Source organism: Crocosphaera sp. UHCC 0190 (assembly GCF_034932065.1).
In the GTDB taxonomy this organism is placed as follows: Bacteria; Cyanobacteriota; Cyanobacteriia; order Cyanobacteriales; family Microcystaceae; genus UHCC-0190.
Map to the genome: position 1 here is coordinate 42,747 of NZ_JAYGHP010000006.1, position 18,189 is coordinate 60,935.

The 18,189-nt window shown below is 39.4% G+C and carries 13 protein-coding genes and 1 tRNA gene; 7 read left to right on the forward strand and 7 right to left on the reverse strand.

All coding sequences use genetic code 11. The annotated features are described in order from the left end of the window. The first annotated feature begins 26 nt into the window (after window positions 1-26). The 3 genes from VB715_RS10675 (at window position 27) to VB715_RS10685 (ending at window position 4,181) form a co-directional block, all read left to right on the forward strand. Window positions 27-1,058 carry a LamG-like jellyroll fold domain-containing protein gene (locus VB715_RS10675; RefSeq protein ID WP_323301190.1) on the forward strand — a complete coding sequence of 344 codons (1,032 nt, stop codon included), beginning with the start codon at window positions 27-29 and terminating at the stop codon, window positions 1,056-1,058. Between the two features lie 326 nt (window positions 1,059-1,384). Continuing rightward, window positions 1,385-2,863, forward strand: a complete 1,479-nt coding sequence (locus tag VB715_RS10680; RefSeq protein WP_323301191.1) for a LamG-like jellyroll fold domain-containing protein — start codon at window positions 1,385-1,387, stop codon at window positions 2,861-2,863. 169 nt (window positions 2,864-3,032) lie between these two features. Further along, window positions 3,033-4,181: a branched-chain amino acid ABC transporter permease gene (locus VB715_RS10685; protein ID WP_323301192.1), complete on the forward strand. Its 1,149-nt coding sequence runs from the start codon at window positions 3,033-3,035 to the stop codon at window positions 4,179-4,181. A 24-nt stretch (window positions 4,182-4,205) separates the two neighbouring features. On the opposite strand, the gene VB715_RS10690 is transcribed toward VB715_RS10685, so the two are convergent. The 4 genes from VB715_RS10690 to VB715_RS10705 form a co-directional block, all read right to left on the reverse strand. Further along, window positions 4,206-5,948 (reverse strand): ShlB/FhaC/HecB family hemolysin secretion/activation protein, encoded by a 1,743-nt coding sequence (locus tag VB715_RS10690; RefSeq protein ID WP_323301193.1) that lies wholly within the window; start codon window positions 5,946-5,948, stop codon window positions 4,206-4,208. Continuing rightward, complete coding sequence (locus tag VB715_RS10695) at window positions 5,911-8,679, reverse strand: S-layer family protein (RefSeq protein ID WP_323301194.1); 2,769 nt, start codon at window positions 8,677-8,679, stop codon at window positions 5,911-5,913. The genes VB715_RS10690 and VB715_RS10695 overlap by 38 nt, the downstream gene beginning before the upstream one ends. Before the next feature lie 144 nt (window positions 8,680-8,823). Further along, window positions 8,824-8,985: a protochlorophyllide oxidoreductase gene (locus tag VB715_RS10700; RefSeq protein ID WP_323301195.1), complete on the reverse strand. Its 162-nt coding sequence runs from the start codon at window positions 8,983-8,985 to the stop codon at window positions 8,824-8,826. An 812-nt stretch (window positions 8,986-9,797) separates the two neighbouring features. Further along, a complete protein-coding gene (locus tag VB715_RS10705) occupies window positions 9,798-12,410 on the reverse strand; it encodes an EAL domain-containing protein (RefSeq protein WP_323301196.1) in 2,613 nt (870 codons plus the stop codon). A gap of 266 nt (window positions 12,411-12,676) precedes the next feature. Here VB715_RS10705 and VB715_RS10710 point away from each other — a divergent pair, with 266 nt between their 5' ends. Then, complete coding sequence (locus VB715_RS10710; protein ID WP_323301197.1) at window positions 12,677-13,519, forward strand: DUF928 domain-containing protein; 843 nt, start codon at window positions 12,677-12,679, stop codon at window positions 13,517-13,519. Here the strand turns inward: VB715_RS10710 and VB715_RS10715 are convergent. Then, the gene (locus VB715_RS10715) at window positions 13,516-14,238 is read right to left on the reverse strand and encodes a WecB/TagA/CpsF family glycosyltransferase (RefSeq protein WP_323301198.1); all 723 of its coding nucleotides are present in this window, start codon (window positions 14,236-14,238) and stop codon (window positions 13,516-13,518) included. The two genes, VB715_RS10710 and VB715_RS10715, sit on opposite strands and share 4 nt — an antisense overlap. 272 nt (window positions 14,239-14,510) lie before the next feature. Here VB715_RS10715 and VB715_RS10720 point away from each other — a divergent pair, with 272 nt between their 5' ends. Next, on the forward strand, window positions 14,511-15,476 hold the full coding sequence (locus VB715_RS10720; protein WP_323301199.1) for a lysylphosphatidylglycerol synthase domain-containing protein: 966 nt from the start codon (window positions 14,511-14,513) through the stop codon (window positions 15,474-15,476). 42 nt (window positions 15,477-15,518) lie between these two features. On the opposite strand, the gene VB715_RS10725 is transcribed toward VB715_RS10720, so the two are convergent. Together VB715_RS10725 and thrC are read right to left on the reverse strand one after the other, a co-directional pair. Further along, a complete protein-coding gene (locus VB715_RS10725; protein ID WP_323301200.1) occupies window positions 15,519-15,962 on the reverse strand; it encodes a DUF29 family protein in 444 nt (147 codons plus the stop codon). Between the two features lie 36 nt (window positions 15,963-15,998). Next, window positions 15,999-17,123 carry a threonine synthase gene (gene thrC, locus VB715_RS10730; RefSeq protein ID WP_323301201.1) on the reverse strand — a complete coding sequence of 375 codons (1,125 nt, stop codon included), beginning with the start codon at window positions 17,121-17,123 and terminating at the stop codon, window positions 15,999-16,001. A 136-nt stretch (window positions 17,124-17,259) separates the two neighbouring features. On the opposite strand from thrC, the gene VB715_RS10735 reads away from it, so the two are divergent. Both VB715_RS10735 and VB715_RS10740 read left to right on the forward strand, forming a co-directional pair. Continuing rightward, window positions 17,260-17,343 (forward strand) — tRNA-Leu (locus VB715_RS10735). 25 nt (window positions 17,344-17,368) lie between these two features. Further along, window positions 17,369-18,151, forward strand: a complete 783-nt coding sequence (locus VB715_RS10740) for an RNA methyltransferase (protein ID WP_323301202.1) — start codon at window positions 17,369-17,371, stop codon at window positions 18,149-18,151. The last annotated feature ends 38 nt before the right edge of the window (window positions 18,152-18,189 follow it).

Below are 18,189 nucleotides of genomic sequence, written 5' to 3' on the forward strand. Positions count from 1 at the left end.
ATTAACAATATTAGGAGATTTCCATAATGACGGCTGTACAAATCCTAACGCAACAGAATTTACAATCAGTATTAAGTTTTGATGGTAAAGATGATTATATTGATCTCGCTAAAAAGTCAGTCTTTAATGTTAGTAAAAACTTAACACTTTCTGCTTGGATTAATGTTAACAGCAACCGGGAATGGGCAGCAATTATTTCCAAGATTTTTGATACAGGTTCTACTGAAAGTGGTTATGGTATCCTTCTTGATGGCAAAAGTGGTGTATATTTTGGTTTAAAAGTGCCATCAAAAGGGATTCAATATCTTAGCAGTGGTGCTAATACCGTGAAACTCAATCAGTGGCATCATATTGCTTGCACCTATGATGGTCAAACCATAAAAATTTATATTGATGGTGTTGAAAAAGCGTCCCAAAATCTTCCTGATTCTAAAATTGATTATGAGCCTGAAAATAACTTATATATTGGGATGTATAAGGATGACAATGAAGCCTATCATTATACAGGTAAAATAGCCGAAGTTTGTGTTTGGGATAAAGTTTGTACCCTTGAAGAAATCAAACAAAATATGAACCATCGTTTAACTGGCAAAGAAGCTGGTTTAATCGGTTATTGGCCCTTAAATGGGAATGCTTCTGATCAAACTGCTAATAATAATAGCGGAGCAATTAATGGAGCAAATTGGACACAAGAAAACTTAGAATTTCTGCAACCTCTTAAAGCTAATGTAGAGATTGCGGAAATTGTTTACAAAGGCCATGTAAAACGGACTCAATCTGATGAATATATTGAGATTCGTAATAGTGGTAATGGTGCTGCTGACTTATCCAATTGGAAAGTTACCTCATCAGGAAAGGAGCAAATCTTTGCATTTCCAGAAGGTACATCTTTAGCCGCAGGTCAAATTATTCGAGTTTATACTAACGAAGTTCATCAAGAATCAGGTGGTTTTAGTTTCGGCAGTAAAACGGCTATTTGGAACGATAAAGGTGACATGGGTAAAGTATTAGATTCTGAAGGCAATGAAGTGTCTAGCTTTAGCTATGATAATAACTAAGTCATTCAATTGAATTTAGTTAATGATTCCGCATAGCTTTCTGTATGCGGAATTTTTGTATTAATCTTGGGTTATGGTTATATTTCTTAAATAAACTCTCTGTAAAATTACTAAAAAAGACAAAACAAGCATGATTTTTCCGTATTTTTCCTAGTAGCGATAATCACAATCACAATGGCACAATGAGATTAATCACACAGAAATGATGTTTCAAGTTCCAGTAACAAGAAGAATCATTAGTTACTTAATTTAATAAATCATAAACAGTGTGAGACTACTTTTTTGTGACTTTTCTAAGTCATTAACAATATTAGGAGATTTTCAAAATGACGGCTGTACAAACCCTAACGCAACAGAATTTACAATCAGTCTTAAATTTTGATGGACAAGATGACTATGTAGAAATTCGAGATCCTTTTGAAAATAATACAGCTTTTACGATTTCTCTTTGGATTAATCCTGCTCTTTTAAATTCTGCTTTCCATGGATTTATTGGGAAACAAGGAGATGCACATCGTAAACCTGGAATGTGGATATGTCCTAGTGATAAGGCACTACATTATGACTCCTATAGTACCTCCGATCAACGTTATTCTGGTGTATTAAAAAATTTCTTTGAAAGTACGCAACAATGGGTTCATATTGCCTGGGTAAAAGAGGATACTGAGTACAAAATCTATCGCAACGGAGAACTATTTGCAACTGAACCTGCACCCACCAATTTTTATACAACGAATACTAGCTATTGGTTAGGAAGAGTTGATAATTTTTTTCCTGGAAAAATGACAGAAGTTCGTATCTGGAATAAAGCCCGCAGCCAAGGGGAAATCAAAAAAGATATGAACCATCGTTTAACAGGCAAAGAAGCAGGCTTAATGGCTTATTTCCCCTTAAATGGTGATGTTTTTGATCAAACTAACAATAATAATAACGGAACGATTCACGGGGCAAGTTGGACAGAAGAAAACTTAGACTGTCTTGAACCTTTGAAGGCTACAGTAGAGATTGCGGAAATTGTTTACAAAGGCCATGTAAAACGGACTCAATCTGATGAATATATTGAGATTCGTAATAGTGGTAATGGTGTTGCTGACTTATCTAATTGGAAAGTTACCTCATCAGGAAAGGATCAAATCTTTGCATTTCCAGAAGGTACATCTTTAGCCGCAGGTCAAATTATTCGAGTTTATACTAACGAAGTTCATCAAGAATCAGGTGGTTTTAGTTTCGGCAGTAAAACGGCTATTTGGAACGATAAAGGTGACATCGGTAAAGTATTAGATGCTGAAGGAAATGAAGTATCTAGTTTTAGTTACGGTGATCAACCTAAAAAAGAAGAGTCTGTTGATACTATTAAAGCAGAATTAGGCATTTCTGGGTTAAAAATTAACATCAGTGAAAGCGATATTAAGCAGTTAATGACACCTCAAATTAAAGTCAGCTTTTTAGATGCTTTCCGCAGTGCCATGAAAAGCTTTATGGAAGATGGAAACTTAGGAGAAAGTCCCCTATCTATTCTTCACGAATTACCTGGAGAATATGGCTTATCCGATAACCCTAATGCCCAAGAAATGAATGAGAAAATGAAAGAATTACTCAATGATTGTGGCATGGAATTACTCACTGATGCAGAAGATCCTGCGGATGAATGGGCAGGTAAAGTGATGTGTGATGAAACAGGAGAACAATACGGAACTAATAGCTATTGGATCTTTAAATTATCTCCCTCTCAATTTACTGATCTTAACTATGCTGTGGTTGATAAAGCTGGAGTTAAACCTACCGTTAACTGGGGTTTCAGCTAACTTTTAAACGCCATAAGTAACCTCATCTCTCACTAGGGGGCAACGGCCGTTGACCCCTACAATTTTTTTCTTTATTATTACTGTATAGAAACTAATATCACGTTTTCCTAGGCAATTATTCTCAATTATTGTATAATCTCATTGCCATTAATCTCAAGCTTTCTTATTCATGGATAACGCCTTATTAGTTCAACTCATTGGCATTAGCGGTTACATTATTTATATCACCACCTCAGCAGCGGTATACGGTATTTTTGCCCTAGGACTAAATTTACAATGGGGTTTCACTGGACTCATTAACTTTGGCGTGGTTGCTTTCATGACCTTGGGAGCCTATACTACTGTTTTATTAACCCTCACAGGTTTTCCCTTCGTCCTTGCCATCTTAGCGGGTGCAGTTTTAGCAGCAATATTAGGGTTATTAATTGGACTTTCTACCTTACGTCTCAGGGAAGATTATCTTGCTATTGTTACGATTGGGGTATCAGAATTAGTTCGTTTAGTTGCGTTAAATGAAGAATGGTTGACTAAAGGTGCATTAGGATTAAGACAATATCCCCTTCCCTTGAATATTGAACCAAGTTTTCCCCTTAAATTAAGTCTCATTGCTATCTTAACTCTTTTAGGAATTTATGCAGGATGGACACTCTATAAAAGTCTTGCTTCTCAATGGAAACAAAATAAGGAAATTCAAGGTAAAAGTTATCAACCGAGAAAACCTATTACTTTAGTTATTTGGGGAATTATTGCCACCGCTTTAATCTTATTAGTGTATATTACAGGAATAACAGCCCTTTCTTATTATACCTATAAAGCCGGATTAATGGTGTTGGTTTTGTCTGTCTTAGCGATCACTTATAGTGGATTAGAATTTTTAGTTCATTCTCCTTGGGGACGCATTCTTAAAGCCATTCGAGAAGATGAAGAAATTCCCAAAGCTCTAGGCAAAAATATTTTATGGTATAAGTTACAATCTTTTATGTTAGGCGGTGCGATCGCCGGTATTGCAGGTGCTTTCTTTGCTTGGCAATTAACGGCAATTTATCCCGATAAATTTGATCCTCTAATTACTTTTAATACTTGGATTATTGTTGTTTTAGGTGGTTCAGGTAGTAATGCAGGTACAATTTTAGGAGCAATTATTTTTTGGGCTTATGATTCCTTAACGCGCTTTATATTACCTCAACTTGGTATTTTAAGTCCCAGTCAAGCTGGTTATTTTCGGATTATGGTAATTGGCTTAATTTTAATGGTCTTAATGGTTTGGCGACCTCAAGGAATTTTAGGTAAAAAAGAAGAATTAACCTTAGGTCGTTAATTGTCATATTACTTGTTAATTAGGTCACGGACTAATCGTAATGGTAAAAAATATCCCATCATCCTGTAAAGAATTTCCGCCTTGAAATAGCTCCTTTCCTAAACGGTTTGCCCAGTCAATACGGGCATTAAAAAAACTACCATATTGTAGTTGTAAACCGATCCCAACGGAAGCTAATTCATTAATCGCTGGATCTGGTGTATCCCCGCTATTCCAACCTTGACCATAATTTAAAAAAGGCACAATTTGCACCAAAACCTTATCATTAGGCATACGATAAATCGGTAAACGTACTTCCATTCCTGCAAAAATTCCATTATCGGTTAACAAAGAATTCTGTCGATATCCTTCTACATTCCCTAAACCCCCTAAAGAAAATTGCTCTAAAGAAACAATAGGACGATCAGCAATTTGGAAATCACTTCTGATCAAAAATAAAGTATCAGGTGCCAATAATCTAACCCATTGTGCTTGACCCCGCCATAAAAAATAGTTACTATAAGGAGACTCAGGATTAACAGAAAAATCAAAGGGTTTTGTTGTCCCTAATGCTTCAATTCCCCAGTTAAATTCTGACCGTGCAGACAACACTTGTTGATCGCTTCTTCCTACCCATTCCTGAGCAAATCTGATGGTTGAAATATGAGTTCTTCCATTATTATCTGAACCCCTCCCAGGAAAAGGAAGTCCCTGTAAATAAAGAGTTTTAGTTTGTTGATGATCGAGATCTAACTCTAAAGCAAACTGTTGATTAGGAGTTTCTATAATAGGTTGTTTAAATTTGAAAGAATACTTTTGATAATCGGAATTAATCTCTAAAATATCTAAGGGTTGCTCAATAATTTCCCCTGTTAAATTCCTAAAACCTACTTGAACTGTGCCATTATAAACATTGACCGGAACTTGATAAGTCACCTCAATATCATCACTGCCATCTGTATTAAAATATGTTAGCTCAACTTTATCCCCATTACCCGTTAAATTCTTCTCAGATAGATTAAACCCTCGACGAATTTCTCCCACTTGAGGGTTGCGTCCATCATCAATAATAGCTGTCGGAAAAAAAGAACGTGCTGTAACTACATTAACAATTAAAAAATTATTACCTGGACGGGGACTCGCAGTTAATTCTGCGGAAATTTTCTCAATGATCGGATTTAATTGTAAAATTTGTAACCCTTCGACTAAACGGTTAATATTTAAGGGCGTTTCCCCCGCTAATGCCAAGCGATCGCGGACATAATTTGGGTTCAGTTTTCCCTCAACTGTTACCTTAACATCTTCTAATTTTCCCTCGACAATATTAATTGTAACGATTCCATTTTCAATGGTTTGGGGAGGAATATAAGACCCAGAAGTCACATAACCATTATCAACATAAAGTTTCGTAATTGCTGATCTCGCTTGCAATAATTCAGAAAAGGTAATGGGACGACCCGTAAATTGCTGAGTCGCCTGAGCTAATTCTTCTGTACTAAAAGCCGTATTTCCCTGAAACTGAAACTGCTTAACTGTAATGGTTCCTGATATATTAGCAGGAACTTCCTCTACAGTATTCGGATTAAAGGAAGGGATTTTTAGGGGAGTTTCTGGTAAAGGGACAGGTTGGGTAGGGGTTAACTCCGGCAAAGAGGGGGGACGAACAGGGTTTTCTTCAAAGGGTTGTGCCTGAAGTTTACCGCCATTCAAACCACTAAGCCATAGAATACCAGCAAAAACAATCAACAAATTAGGGAGACGGAGACTGGTTAGTCGTTGACAAATCATAGCAAGTGGCTGGCATAAAACCGGAACTGTGAGGAGTCACAGCGGATGCTTGGGCCGTCAGCACTACTTTACCATCGGCATCGGTGATCCATCCTTGTGCTTCCACGATGGGAGGCCTGTGTGTTTCCCTCTGGTTAAGAGGTTCGGGGGAGGATGAACGATTGTTATGAACTTCTGATGAAGGCTCGAAATTGGACAAAGTATTATTAGGATAACCTAATTCAGTTAATCCTGTCTGAGTATTGACACCTTCATGGGGGTTTGGGTATAAACCCCCGCGTCCCCTAATGATAAATTCTCCTCTAGTTAAGGCCCCACCAGGACTACAAGCATCAATAATGAGTTTTTTGGCATCCACCACATCGGCGGGAAGTTTCACTAAGCTTCTTTGGGGATCAACATCAGGACGGTTAATGGCCACAGTCCCTAATTGACCAAACTGGGAACTAGCAGTAATGTCACTCAGGGGAGTCAGTTTTGCTCGTTCTTCAATGCCAAATACCCCCGAAGTCGTAATATCAATATTACCCCCTTGCCCTAGAAAAGCATTGGCAAAAATATCACTATTTTCGGCGGGAACGGCAATAATAAATCGGGCGTTAATATCTATGTTCCCTCCGTTACCACTTCCTTGTTGGGTTCCTGCAGTGGTAGAAATTTGGCTATCATGTCTTAGGATTAACAATTGGTTGACATCAAGGGCAATGTTTCCCCCTTCTCCTGATGCCGTTTCCGCAGTTAGGCGGCTATCATTATCTAATAAGATATTTTGCGCCTTAATATTAATATTACCCGCATTTCCTAAACCAAAACTGCTGACAGTCACTTCTGAATCATTGTTGACCGTTAGATTATCGGTAATAATGTTTAAACTCCCTGCATTAGCTAAGGTATTATCAACTTCTAATAATTCTGGTGCAATGCCCAATCTTACTAATTCTTGGACATTTTCCGGCGTTAAGGGTTGACTGGTAGCAGTGAGTTGACTGTTGTTGTCTACAACAATCGACCCAGCATTGAGGGTTAAATTACCCCCTTGACCTAAACCAATACTTCTAACCGCTACTCGTGAGTGATTATTAACTGTTAATTTGTCCGTTTTAATGGTTAAATTTCCTGCATTCCCTGTTCCTTGGGAAGAGGCAGTTAAAACGCCTTGATCTAGAAGAATAGTATTGGCTTGAATATTTATATTTCCCGCCGTTCCTTCCCCCAAACTTGCCGCAGAAAGAACGCCCCCATTCGCCACCATTAATCGATCAGTATTAAGGTTAAGACTACCTCCTTGGCCAAAACCCAAGAATCTGATATCGCTAAACCCTGATTCAATAAAAATTGCACTAGGAACTCTTCCTGCTTCAATGCGATTGGGAATAATCTCGGTGCCAGTGATTTGTACCGATTCAGAGGCATTGATGTTAACTGTTCCCCCTTTACCCGTAGCTGTATTAGGGGGATCTCCTCGTAAAACAGCAGTGGCAGCCGAAATCAGTCCTCCATCTTGTAATCCTAAGTTTTTGGCATTGATATTTATGTCTCCTCCATTGCCTGAACCCACTGTAGTTGTACTTATGGTGCTATTGGTCAAAAAACCCGTTCCTATAACATCAACTGAATCAGAAGCATTAATTTCCACGTTACCCCCTTGTCCTGCACCAAACACCTCTGATGCAACTAATGCTCCATCACGCAAAATTAACTTTTGAGTGTTGATGATAATATTACCCCCCGAACCTGTTACCCCTGAGCCAACCTCAGCGAACAAACCCGTGAGAAAATCTTGCGTTTTGGAACCCGTCATTTCAACAGACTCGGTAGCGTTAACAGTAATATCTCCCGCCGTTTGAGAGTCTTGAGGACGACTAAATATTTGTGCATTATTGTCTAAGGAAATTCGTCTTCCTTGTAGCTGAATCGAGGAATTAAACCCTCGGATAATCTCGAATCCTTGTGAGAACAAGATATCTTGAAAGTTGTTGACTCCTTCATAACCTAGTTTAAATCCACTGTTAGTCTTAGTTATTTGAACGGTACTCTTGCTGCCAACGCTTCCTAATTCTATGCGTCCATTGGTAACGTTTATTCCTTCAGCTTCGTTTTCTTCATTACCTGCTCCTATAAAGTGGATATTTCCCCCCACAAAAGCTAAGGTATTGCCAGGATTGACGCTCAGATCAATCACTCGGTCAAGCAGAATATTTCCTGGGTTAGAGCCAAATTGTAACCCAACCGGAACACTCATAGTTAACAATGGATTGGGTTGTGTATTAGTGGCACTAAATTGAACCCCATCAGCAAATTCTATGGACTCCGCACTACTCGCTAAAAAAGACCCCCCAATATTGACTTGAGCATTGGGGCCAAAAGTAATGCCATTGGGATTAATTAAAAATAAATTAGCCGTACCATTGGCGCGAATTATTCCCTCAATCTGGGAAATAGAAGCACCGGTGACACGGCTAATAATATTATTTATCTGATTAGAATTATTAAAATATGCCTCGACTTTGTCGGGAATAGAAAACTGATTAAAACTGTGAAATAAATTATTACCCTGTTGTGTCCCCCCAGTAATTTCTAATTGATTACCTGTTGGGGTTACTTGGGTGTTTACAGTTCCATCACTAGAGACTTGCGCTAGAGTTGAGGGAACAACCGTTAAGTAACTGACGGTAAGGATGCTGATACAGGCTGGGAATCTGTGAATTGTAAAATAACGACTGACACTCATCACACATTAGTTAGATGTCTATGTTGTAAGTCTGAGTCTAAGGATAATCCATCGAAACTGACCTTTTAATTATAGACTGCATCCCTATACCAATGCTTGTTAGATTTTTTAAATCTCAACGTATTGCATTGATTTATCAATCTACTAACATCTAGCACATCCTTGAGGTTGAGTGGTTTCGGTAACAGGATTATGGCTTTCCCCTTGAGTTTGTTGTTGGGTGGGAACATTAGCCATTACAGAAACATTAATACCAGCAGTTAAAGCAACGGTTAAGATAGCGACTAAAGTGTTGTTGAATTTCATTGTTTTGGCTCCTTTTGTGTTGGTTGTTTGTTTGTTCTCTATGTCTACATAATAAGCGGTGATTCTAGATAAAACCTACCGGAGATATGCGTGAGTTTTAAGCAAAAAAAATCTTTTTTTCCGTAGAAAGCACACAGTGATTAAAAACACTGCTCATAAGCTGGAAAAATTAGGGAGTAGATCTATGAACATCATCGGTTATGGCATAGGCTTGCCAGGTCTTCTCTGGAACCTTGAACATACCCTCTTGGGAAAATCCCCTAATCCGGTAATCAAAGTCATCCTTAGAGAGAGATTGTAACAGGCAACTTAAACATTCCTAAGTGATCCTAACCAGAACTGAATTTTGTTCTTACCCATACTATAGTTGATATTACCTAATTTTACTCGAAGTTTCAAGTAAAATTAAACAAACAAATCATCTCGATACAATCAGATACAAAACGCAAAATAACCTTGGTCATTGGGTAAAATCAAAACAAAATTGGACAATATTGTCCAATTTTTTTAGATATGTTAAGCCGAATAAAATAGACAATATTACTCAAACTTGAACACAAGACTTTAATCCCCAAAACTGAGGGGTTATATAGCAGAAGGCAGGGGGCAGGAGGCAGGAGGCAGGAGGTTAAAACCTCACTGCTATTGGGTTTGAGGTTTGAAAAATGTCCTATCCTCCTTGGCGGTTGCTATATAAGCTATTAAGCATCCAAATGGCTAGTTTAGACTGCGGGGGAGCAGGGAGAAAGGGGTTGAGGGTTTGTACCAAGACTTTAAATAAGCGGTTTAAATTCACAACAGCTTACATCCTGTTAACCTGCTTGCTCTTGAGCTAATAAAGCTTCTGCATTTTCCTGGGAGAGGGGTTTGGAAAAGAAATATCCTTGTCCATATTCGCATTGTAGGGACTCTAAGATCTCAAGTTGTGTCGATGTTTCGATCCCTTCAGCAATGACATCTAAGTGCAAATTATGCCCCAAGGAAATAATGGTTTGTACAATGGAAATATACTTACCACTCTCTTCTCCTTCCTCCATACGCCCCACAAAAGACTTATCAACCTTGAGAGTATCTACGGGAAAACGGTGTAAATAACTCAAAGAGGAATATCCTGTGCCAAAATCATCGATACTCAGCCGTAAACCTAACCCTTTTAATCGATTCAGTAATTCAATCGCCGCTTCCACATCATTCATCATCATGCTTTCGGTGATCTCTAATTTCAGGCGATCGCCATCAATCTCAGATTCATCTAAAATACTCTCAATCTGCTTGACTAAATCGGGTTGAGCAAACTGACGGCCCGATAGATTGACACTCATAATTAAAGCAGGAGTCCGGGGAAATTTCTCATGCCAGTAACGAATTTGCTCACAAGCTTCAGTTAAAATCCATTCTCCCAAAGGAACAATTAAGCCAGTTTCTTCAGCAACGGGGATAAAATCCCCTGGAGAGACAAACCCCCGTTGAGGGGAAATCCAGCGAACCAAAGCCTCAAAACCCGCTATTTGACGAGTTTTCAGAGAGATGATCGGTTGATAATAAAGTTGAAACTCTCCCTTTTCTAATCCTAAACGTAGGTCGGTTTCCAATTGCCAACGTTGTACCGCTTGGGTATCCATTCCCGTTTCAAAGATTTGGGGACGACCCGATCCAATGTCCTTGGCCCGATACATAGCGATATCCGCATAACGAAGCAATTGGCCACCCTGAAAGTCTTGGCCGGTACGATCAAAAGCAATTCCGATACTAATCGTCGTAAAAATTTCTTGTCCTTGCCAGTAAAAAGGTTGACTTAAATCTTGTTGGAGTGTTTCAGCAAAGGTTTTTACCGATTGAGAGTCCCTCACGCCTTGTAACCAGATGACAAACTCATCACCCCCAACCCGTCCCAAATACTCAGAAGATGTCAGGTGTTTTTGTAAACGCTGAGCAATTTCCATCAATAAATAGTCCCCTGCTTGATGTCCTAACCCATCATTAATGGTTTTGAAGCGATTAACGTCAATAAACAAAACGGCTATCAATTCCCCTTTGACAAAGGCTTTGCTAGTGTTAATTTTTTTCAGTTTTCCTTCTAATGACCGTCGATTAGCCAATCCCGTCAAAGGATCATGATAAGTTTGATAAACAGTCTTATAGGCTAAAACAAAGGCCCCCGCCAGCAAAAAACCCAATAATGGGGGAATAATAGGAATCCAGCCAGATTGGGTGAAAATCACAAAACCCAATCCCCATAATCCTCCAAGGGCGATTAGGACATTGCCCCCTAAGAGCCAAAGACGCTGCGATCGCCAAACAACAATTCCCCCCAATAATGACCAAAGCCAAATCCAAGCCCATTCCAGGCCCTGATTCCAAAACCAAAAGGGTTGTTGGCCATCCAACACTGTCCCTAAAATTTGACTGACGATTTGGCTATGAATCACTACCCCTGGCATTTCAAAATTTTTCGTTTGGGTAGCACTATAAGGGGTGGGAAAGGTGTCTTTACTACTAGGGGCGGTGACTCCAATTAAAACAATCTTATCTTTTACCCAATCGGGGTCAATTTTCCCCTCTAGGACTTCTGTTAAGGAGACTTCTCTCGCCGCATTTGTGCCTCGATATTTTAATAAAATTTGCCAGCCTAAAGCTTCTGATGGTGGTAGTTGATAACCTCCGGCGTTACTTGACAGACGAGGAAAGGACACTGGTCCAATTTGCAAGGCCTCTGGTTTAACTTGTAACCCTTGATTTTTCTGAGCTAGGTAATTGAGGGCAATTTGTAAAGCAAAAGAACTTTCTTTAATCTTCCCTGATTTGGATTGAATGTACATAAACGTACGACGCACCACATTATCAGGATCAATCGGGAGATCGCTAAAACCTACTCGATGGGAGGGAATCTCATCAGGTGGGGGGACTCCTTCGCTGTCAGCGGTGGGAAGTTGCTTAACCACAACAATATTGTCAGCTTGTAAAACTTGATGTAGTAATTCACCGCCAGGGGGATGGGGAAGATCCCGATAAATATCAAGACCAATAATTTTGGGGTTGTAGATTTGTAATTTATCAAGTAATTGAGCAATGACTTCATCAGAAAGAGGCCATTTTTTTTGTTGTTGAATATCTGCTTCCGTAATCCCCACCACTAACAACCGAGAATCATGGCCCCCAAAAGGTAAAGCTCTGATCAGTTGATCGTAGGCGACTAATTCCAAAAATTGTAAGCGGCCAGTCTGTCTGAGTCCAATTAACGGCAAAGTAACCAAAACACTCGAAAGAAGAATGGCCGAAATTGAGGACATTCTCGCCTTTTTAAGTTTTGGACTGGGTTGACTCATTGGGGGGTTAAACAACCCATCAATCTCTTGGGAAGGTTGTTTGTTGACTTGAGCAACAAAGAAAAAAGAGCGAATTATTTGATGGAGCTTACCTATCACAGCAGTTTAAATTAGTGGGCAATAAAGAGAGTCGGGGATGTTAATCTTAAAGACTTCCCAATTTTTACAAAACAACTGGGAGAACTTCAAGTATCTTGTGATTGTTATCACAGCCTTTAAAAATAACTGGACGGAGAACAACAATGGAGAGTAGAATATAAAATAAGGGTATTAATTAAATTATTGCACTCAATCCTATTGCATAGATCTTAAATCCAAATTAACTTGGATTATTTATTAATTAAGTGTATTGACAGGGAAAAGAAATGATTCTCAACAAACGCTCCATCAAGAAAGCAGCAACACTGCTCAGTGTTACCTTAGTGACAACTCTATCTTTGATGGATTGGGTGGTCATGGCCCAAACTCAAATACCTTCTAATGATCAAGAAGAGTCGATCGCTAATCAGGTTCCTGACCGCCGTAAAGGAGGGGCAAGTAGACGACCTCAAGCACAAGAAAATGCTGAGAATGAGATGGCTGAAGCCCCCCAAAGACGTAAACCTGCGGCAAGTCGCCCCTTCAATAATCAATGTGACTTTGATCCGCAACAGTTAACAGCTTTAATTCCTAAAAATTTGGTCGGTGCAACAGCAACAAATGATCCGACTTTATTATTCTCTGTTCCTGCCATTTCTACCAAGACAGAAATTGAATTTGTATTGCGTGGGCCGCAAGATGAATTGGTGCAGAAAAAAAGCTTTCAGGGTCAAGGCAAAGAGGGAATTATGAGCTTACAACTCCCTAAAGTTCCTCTTCTTTCTACCGCCAATTCCCAAGACAAATATCATTGGTATTTATCGGTTATTTGCAATGCTGATGATCGAGCCTATGATGTGGTGGTGGAAGGGTTATTACAACCAGTCCAACTGGACTCCAATCTGGTACACCAAATTGATCAAGCCACATTAGCTGAACAAGTAAACCTGTATCAAGATCATCAAGTTTGGCATGAAACCCTTAAGGTTTTAGTCGAATTAAAACGATCGCAGCCCCAAGATTCAGCCATCTTGGCCCTGTGGACAGATTTGCTGAAATCAGTGGATTTAGACCCGGTTATTGGTCAAAAATCCCTCTTAGAACCCCAAATTCTAACGTTTAACCCTTAACTCAATAAAGCCTTGATAAAAAATTGAGGCAATACCAACATCCGTCGCCAACGCCAAGGTTCTTGATACAGCCGATAAAGCCATTCTAGGTTGTTTTCCCGTAACCAATGAGGGGCGCGGTTTTTTATGCCTGACCAAACATCAAAACTTCCCCCAACCCCAATCCAAATCGCCTGGGGACATAAATGTCTATTCTCCTGAATCCAGTATTCTTGACGGGGGACTCCTAACCCCACCAAAATTAAGCGAGGTTGTTGAGTTTTTAGGGTTTGTTTCCAGGTTTCCTGTTCTTCTGGGGATAAATAACCATGGGATGTGAGAATGGAGATTTCTGGGATTCTATTGCGCCAATAATTGGCTGCATCTTCTGTAACTCCTGGTTTGCCACCATAAAAGATAATGGGAGAAGACGAGCTAATAGGAGCGAATTTTTCGAGCAAAGATTGAGCTAACTCAATTCCTGGACAGCGTTGCTGTTGCTTTCCCCGAAATCTTAAATAGATTACTACCCCTGCCCCATCAGGAATCACTAATTCGGCAGTTTGAATGACTTGAGCCACCTCAGACTCTTGTTGGGCCAACATGGCCATCTCTGCATTGAGGGTCACAACATGAACCCCTTGATTATGCTCTATACAGTTTAGTAACCAATCACTATAGTTATCACTCAGATGAACGGGTAAACCGAGAACAGGAAATGTATTTAGGGGAGTAAACATAACCAAAGGGGGACAAAAGTTTAAAGTTTTTTAACAACCTAGAGATTAACACACAAGGATGGCTGTTTTAGCGGCAGAGAAGTGATAGCTTAGTTATATTGTGATTAATGATACGTAGCTATTTTCAAAGGTTGGGTTAAGATCGGTAAAATTTTGGGCGATCATGGTCATTAGATTTCAAAAACCCTGCCCTAATAAACTCAGCAGTGATTGTGAATTTTACTGTCTAATCCGTCAAAAATAAAATTTTCTTAAGCTTTTACTTCTCCATTATGCACAAAAAAAACCTTTTTCGGCTCATTCCGTCCTGCTTAAGTCTGGTACTTTTCGGCTTATCCATCTGGACAATTCAGCAAAATTTACAAAATTATCAAGCAGACACTTTTTGGCAGACTTTATCGAAGATTCCCCACCATCATATTCTCTGGGCGATCGCCTTGATGAGTATCAATTATCTAATTATGACGGGATATGATTTTCTTGGGGTGGCTTATGTTCGTCGTTCTATTCCTTACTCAAAAACGGCTTTAGTCGGAATTATCTGTTCTGGCATTAGCAACAGTGTCGGGTTTGCCTTATTAAGTAGTTGTATGATTCGTTATCGATTTTATTCCGCTTGGGGATTATCTGTCGTTGCGATCGCTCAAATTTCTGCTTTTTGTAATCTATCTTTTTGTTTAGGATTGTTTGTGGTAGGGGCAATTGTTTTTCTGAAGGAACCCTTAGCCATTCCTAATTTATTAGATTTGCCTTTTATTTCTGTTCGACCATTGGGATTGATTTTTCTGTTGATTATTGTCGCTTATTTGTTCCTCACTGTTGCCCGTCAAAAGCCATTAATTATTGGTAAATGGACTTTACCCCATCTTCCGGTGAGACTAGCTTTAGGTCAATTGTTAGTTTCTGCCTTAGATTGGTCTTTAGCTGCGGCTGTTTTTTATGCCATTTTAAGCGCATCTGTTTCTTTACCCTATTCTACTTTTTTTGGAATTTATATGTTAGCACAAGTGGCGGGATTAGCCAGTAATGTGCCAGGGGGATTAGGGGTTTTTGAAACGGTAATGATTTTGTTACTATCTTCCTTTATTTCTTCTGAGGAATTATTAGGGTCATTATTAATTTATCGTGGGGTTTATTATTTTATTCCTTTGACGGTTTCTGCTGTATTGTTAGGTAAATATGAATTAGGGCGTTTTTTGGGTAATAAAAGTAGTTCTTGGGCAGAAGTTCAACAGTAATAAAATAACAGGAAACAGGAAATAGAAAACTGGGAAATCAGTCTAACCTTTGGGTTGATTTTTAAATGCTAAAATTAACCCCAAAGCCTGTTCTACAATATCTGTTTGATTGACTTTTTTTTCTAATTCTTCTGGTTGATAACGTCCTTCTTCAACCTCTAAAGAAGCTGTATCTAAGGCATTAGGATAAGCTTGTTCTAAGGTTTCTCTTAACTCATCCTCACTTAAATAATAACCTTTCGCTTTGCGCCGTTTATTTTTTAGTTGAATTTCTCGCACAGAGTTACGAATAGAAACATCCCAGGAACGAGTTGTGCGGTTTTCTGCTTGCTGTTTAATTAGATGAAGTAATACAATAACAGCATAGCTACGAATATTACTAATAATACCGCTTTTACCCATTTCTTCCAGGTCTTCTACAATGGCCAAAGAACCTCTAATATCACCTTTTAGTAGTAATTCTTTGAGTTCTAGTATTTCTTCCATAGTTTCAATCGGATAAATAATGAGTTCTTTATTATGCTAAAATCCCATCACTTCAGCAATTTTTGATATTTCAGGTTTAATGCCTGATTTAACTTGATTGTTACTATGTTTAATAGCACAATCAGGATCTTTTAGTCCATTTCCTGTTAAGACACAAACCACAGTTGCCTCACTGGGAACTTGCTCTTTTACCTTTAATAAACCGGCCACAGAAGCGGCACTCGCGGGTTCACAAAAGATGCCTTCATGGGCTGCTAAAAGACGATAAGCCTCTAGGATTTCCTCATCAGTAACAGCATTAAATTGACCAAGACTGGCTTCTTTTGCTGCCCAAGCTTTATCCCAACCAGCAGGGTTGCCGATGCGAATTGCTGTTGCTAAAGTTTGGGGATTAGAAATAGGTTTACCATCAATGAATGGGGCAGCACCTGCGGCTTGAAAACCCATCATTTTTGGCAATTTATCACATTTTCCAACGCTATGATATTGACAAAATCCCATCCAATAAGCACTAATATTTCCCGCATTTCCCACTGGAATACATAACCAGTCGGGGGAATTTCCTAAGACATCAATAATCTCAAAAGCGGCGGTTTTTTGTCCTTCTAAACGGTAGGGGTTAACAGAATTAACTAAGGTTACGGGATAATTTTCGGCCATTTTCCGCACCACCGTTAACGCCTCATCAAAATTCCCTTCAATGGCAATCACTTCTGCCCCATATAATAAAGCTTGGGCGAGTTTTCCTAGGGCTACATAGCCATCAGGAATAATCACAAATGCCCGCATTCCTGCCCGTCTAGCGTAGGCAGCAGCAGCAGCAGAAGTATTCCCTGTACTGGCACAAATCACGGCTTTGGCCCCGTCTTCTTTCGCTTTCGAGATGGCCATAGTCATGCCCCGATCTTTAAAGCTTCCAGTGGGGTTTAAGCCATCATATTTTACCAATACTTTAACCCCCCGTCCGATTTGTTGGGAGATGTAGGGAACGGGAATGAGGGGAGTATTGCCTTCGAGAAGGGTAATAACCGGAGTTTCTTCGGTGACAGGAAGATAGGGACGATAGGTTTCAATTAATCCCCGCCAAGGTTTGAAGTCTGAAGGGGTAGGGGTTTCAATGCTGTTATGAGGGGGTTGAGACGTGATGGGTTGAACAGTCATAGGGTGATGGGTTTCAGACTTCTGTTTTTTGACCAGGATTTTCCTATCCTCCTATTGTACCTAAAAGAGCGTCCTAATCTTCAATAGTTGACTTTTGGTTAAAGTTATGTAATAGTTATTTTTTGGGTATTAATATGCGGGACTGGCGGAATTGGTAGACGCGCTAGATTCAGATTCTAGTGTTCTTTCGGACTTTCGGGTTCAAGTCCCGAGTTCCGCATTAATTGAAAGGGTTTCCTCTCCCTATGATTACCAGTGTTCGGAATCCTCTGGTTAAACAGATTCGTAGTTTGCATCGGACGAAGGGAAGACGCGAACAAAATCTTTTTCTATTGGAAGGCACTCATTTGCTAGAGACGGCTTGTCAGGTGAATTTTTCCCTTGTAACCTTATGTTACACTGAGCAATGGCAAGCCCGTTACCCTCAATTGTGGGAAAATGCGCTTAAACGGGTAGAACGGCACGAATTAGTTACCCCAGAGGTATTAGCAACTATGGCAACGACGGTTAACCCTGATGGGGTGGTTGCTACAGCAGTATCTCGGAAGATGGCCATTGGTGCGATCGCTGATTTTAAGTTAGGATTAGTATTGGAAAGATTGCAAGATCCTGGTAATTTAGGGACAATTATTCGCACGGCAGTAGGGACTGAAATTGATGGAATTTGGTTAAGTGATGATAGTGTTGATATTGATCATCCTAAAGTATTAAGGGCTTCTGCGGGGGCTTGGTTTCAGCTTCCTTTGATGGTTGTTTCAGACTTAACGGATGTAATTAAAACCTATCAAAAATCAGGTATTAATATTGTAGCAACATTACCCAATGCCAATCAAACTTATTGGGATTTAGATTTTAGGAAACCCACTTTAATCTTATTGGGAAATGAAGGAGCAGGGTTATCAGATGATTTAGTTGAGTTAGCCGATGAAACTGTGACTATTCCTTTGGGAAAAGGGGTAGAGTCATTAAATGTAGCCATTGCTGCTGCTTTAATGTTATATGAAGCGAGACGACAAGGTAAACAATAATTCCAGTATAGGGTTTATGTAGGGGCAATTCATGAATT

What these genes read in the sequence shown, in the direction of transcription:
- VB715_RS10675 (WP_323301190.1), top strand. Translation starts at nt 27, where the DNA reads ATGACGGCTGTACAAATCCTAACGCAACAGAATTTACAATCAGTATTA.
- VB715_RS10680 (WP_323301191.1), top strand. Translation starts at nt 1,385, where the DNA reads ATGACGGCTGTACAAACCCTAACGCAACAGAATTTACAATCAGTCTTA.
- VB715_RS10685 (WP_323301192.1), top strand. Translation starts at nt 3,033, where the DNA reads ATGGATAACGCCTTATTAGTTCAACTCATTGGCATTAGCGGTTACATT.
- VB715_RS10690 (WP_323301193.1), bottom strand. Translation starts at nt 5,948, where the DNA reads ATGATTTGTCAACGACTAACCAGTCTCCGTCTCCCTAATTTGTTGATT.
- VB715_RS10695 (WP_323301194.1), bottom strand. Translation starts at nt 8,679, where the DNA reads ATGAGTGTCAGTCGTTATTTTACAATTCACAGATTCCCAGCCTGTATC.
- VB715_RS10700 (WP_323301195.1), bottom strand. Translation starts at nt 8,985, where the DNA reads ATGAAATTCAACAACACTTTAGTCGCTATCTTAACCGTTGCTTTAACT.
- VB715_RS10710 (WP_323301197.1), top strand. Translation starts at nt 12,677, where the DNA reads ATGATTCTCAACAAACGCTCCATCAAGAAAGCAGCAACACTGCTCAGT.
- VB715_RS10715 (WP_323301198.1), bottom strand. Translation starts at nt 14,238, where the DNA reads ATGTTTACTCCCCTAAATACATTTCCTGTTCTCGGTTTACCCGTTCAT.
- VB715_RS10720 (WP_323301199.1), top strand. Translation starts at nt 14,511, where the DNA reads ATGCACAAAAAAAACCTTTTTCGGCTCATTCCGTCCTGCTTAAGTCTG.
- VB715_RS10725 (WP_323301200.1), bottom strand. Translation starts at nt 15,962, where the DNA reads ATGGAAGAAATACTAGAACTCAAAGAATTACTACTAAAAGGTGATATT.
- thrC (WP_323301201.1), bottom strand. Translation starts at nt 17,123, where the DNA reads ATGACTGTTCAACCCATCACGTCTCAACCCCCTCATAACAGCATTGAA.
- VB715_RS10740 (WP_323301202.1), top strand. Translation starts at nt 17,369, where the DNA reads ATGATTACCAGTGTTCGGAATCCTCTGGTTAAACAGATTCGTAGTTTG.